Below are 3,141 nucleotides of genomic sequence, written 5' to 3'. Positions count from 1 at the left end.
ACCGTCGGAGACGGTAAGGCCCTTCAAGGAAACCTGGCAACGACCTACTCTTCCACCGTAATGGTAGTACCATCGGCGCTGCAGGGCTTAACTACTCTGTTCGGGATGGGAAGAGGTGTACCCCCTGCGCTGTAGTCACCAGGAACTCGTTGCCGCGTCGTCGCGGCGAATGTCTGACACAAAGAGTTCTACGTTCTGTAAGCCGAGTATCTTGAGGCAAACTTGCGTGATAGCACGTGCAAAATAGGGGTGCTAAGCCTCATAGGTAATTAGTACAGCTCGGCTGAACATGTTGCCATGCTTACACCTGCTGCCTATCCACGTTCTCATCTCGAACGACCTATTAGGGAAATCTATTCTTGCGGGGGGCTTGGTGCTTAGATGCTTTCAGCGCTTATCCCTTCCGGACATAGCTACCGAGCGATACACCTGGCGGCATAACTCGTACACTAGCGGTCCGTCCACTTCGGTCCTCTCGTACTAGAAGCAGCTCCGCTCAAATTTCCAACGCCCTCAGTAGATAGGGACCGAACTGTCTCACGACGTTCTGAACCCAGCTCGCGTGCCGCTTTAATGGGCGAACAGCCCAACCCTTGGGACCTTCTTCAGCCCCAGGATGCGACGAGCCGACATCGAGGTGCCAAACCTCCGCGTCGATATGAACTCTTGGCGGAGATAAGCCTGTTATCCCCGGCGTACCTTTTATCCTTTGAGCGATGGCCCTTCCATACAGAACCACCGGATCACTAAGTCCAGCTTTCGCTCCTGTTCGACCTGTATGTCTCACAGTCAAGCACCCTTTTGCCTTTGCACTCTGCGCATGATTACCGACCATGCTGAGGGTACCTTTGAAATCCTCCGTTACAATTTAGGAGGAGACCGCCCCAGTCAAACTACCCGCCTGACAATGTCTCACGACCGGCTCACGGTCGATGGTTAGGCATCAATCAGGATTAGGGCGGTATTCCAAGGGTGACTCCACCACGCCTAGCGACGCAGCTTCAAAGTCTCCCGCCTATCCTGCACAAATCCTGACTAATGTCAATGCCAAGGTGTAGTAAAGGTGCACGGGGTCTTTCCGTCCCACTGAGGGAAGCCGGCGTCTTCACCGGCACCACAATTTCACCGAGCTCGCGGTCGAGACAGTATCCAAATCGTTGCACCATTCGTGCAGGTCGGAACTTACCCGACAAGGAATTTCGCTACCTTAGGACCGTTATAGTTACGGCCGCCGTTTACTGGGGCTTCAGTCGTGAGCTTCACACCCGAAGGTGTTAACACACTCCATTAACCTTCCAGTACCGGGCAGGTGTCAACCCCTATACGTCGTCTTGCGACTTAGCAGAGGTCTGTGTTTTTGTTAAACAGTCGTTTGGATCTGTTCACTGCGACCCACTCTCGCTTTTAGATGAGAGCGGGTGCCCCTTCTCCCGAAGTTACGGGGCTAATTTGCCGAATTCCTTAACCGCGAATCACTCGAGCGCCTGAGGATACTCTCCTCGCCTACCTGTGTCGGTTTAAGATACGAGCACTCGCAACAACGTACGACGCTTTTCTTGACGGCCTGCTTAGGGACTCTATTGGTTTGCCCGTGGGCTCCCCATACTGTCGCGTTTCAGCCTTCACGAGAACCGGATTTACCTAGTTCTCAGCCTACGCGCTTCAACGTGCTAATCCTACAGCACGCGGTCCTTACGCATCCGTGTCACGCCTTACGTTAACGTTTTTGAGTGGTACGGGAATATTAACCCGTTTTCCATCGCCTACGCCTTTCGGCCTCGGCTTAGGTCTCGACTTACCCTGTTCCGATTAACGTTGAACAGGAATTCTTAGGCTTACGGCGGACAGGTTTCTCGCCTGTCTTATCGTTACTCATGCCTACATTTTCTTTTCCAGAAGCTCCACAGCGCTTCACAACACTGCTTCAATGCCGCTGGAATGCTCCCCTACCATGTGCCTAAAAAGACACATTCGAAGCTTCGGCGTTAGGTTTGATGCCCGGTTATTTTCGGCGCTAAACCGCTCGACCAGTGAGCTATTACGCACTCTTTTAATGAATGGCTGCTTCTAAGCCAACATCCTGGTTGTCTATGCAGTCTAACTTCCTTCGTTCAACTTAACCTAAACTTTGGGGCCTTAGCTGTCGATCTGGGTTGTTTCCCTCTCGGACACGGAGCTTATCCCCCGTGCCCTCACTGCCGCGGAACGTCTGACTGGCATTCGGAGTTTGTCTGGGTTTGGTACCCGGTGAAGGGCCCTAGCCCAATCAGTGCTCTACCTCCAGTAGACTTTAACGCGGTGCTGCACCTAAATGCATTTCGGGGAGTACGAGCTATTTCCGGGTTTGATTGGCCTTTCACCCCTACCCACAGCTCATCCGATGACTTTTCAACGTCAGGCGGTTCGGTCCTCCACGCGGTCTTACCCGCGCTTCAACCTGGCCATAGGTAGCTCACCCGGTTTCGCGTCTGCCCCCACTGACTCGTCGCCCTATTCAGACTTGCTTTCGCTGCGGTTTCGACCCTAAAGGTCTTAGCCTTGCCAGGGAGGAGCAACTCGTAGGCTCATTAAGCAAAAGGCACGCTGTCACCCCACGAAGGGGCTCCAACTGCTTGTAAGCTTTTGGTTTCAGGTACTTTTTACTCGCCTATTAGGCGTTCTTTTCACCTTTCCCTCACGGTACTGGTTCACTATCGGTCATGGATGAGTATTTAGCCTTACCAGATGGTGCTGGCGGGTTCCCACAGGATTTCTCCTGTCCCGTGGTACTCAGGGACCCTGCTAGAGTCAGTTGGCTTACGTCTACAGGACTATCACCTTCTGTGGTGCTGCTTTCCAGACAGCTTCGTCTTTGCCGCGTGACTCATAACGCAGGCCCTACAACCCTGATGCAGCCGAAACCACATCAGTTTGGGCTTTTTCCCTTTCGCTCGCCGCTACTCAGGAAATCACTCTTGTTCTCTTTTCCTCCGGCTACTGAGATGTTTCAGTTGGCCGGGTTTGCTCTTAACACCTATGTATTCAGTGCTAAGTGACAGGCTGAACCTGCCAGGTTTCCCCATTCGGACATCTACGGATCTCAGCTCATTTGCAGCTCCCCGTAGCTTATCGCAGCTTATCACGTCCTTCTTCGCCTATCCA

The 3,141-nt window shown here is 52.9% G+C and carries 2 rRNA genes (1 of these 2 running past the window's edge); both read right to left on the bottom strand.

Annotated elements, in window-relative coordinates:
- Positions 1 to 31: 31 nt before the first annotated feature.
- Positions 32 to 143 (bottom strand): 5S ribosomal RNA (gene rrf, locus ACFCU0_RS07190).
- Between the two features lie 105 nt (positions 144 to 248).
- A 23S ribosomal RNA gene (locus ACFCU0_RS07185) occupies positions 249 to 3,141 on the bottom strand (it continues 39 nt past the right edge of the window).

The sequence above is a fragment of the Longibacter sp. genome (assembly GCF_051155795.1).
In the GTDB taxonomy this organism is placed as follows: Bacteria; Bacteroidota; Rhodothermia; order Rhodothermales; family Salinibacteraceae; genus Longibacter.
The sequence above is the reverse complement of the archived record's forward strand: the minus strand, read 5'-3'. Positions and strand labels throughout refer to the sequence as shown.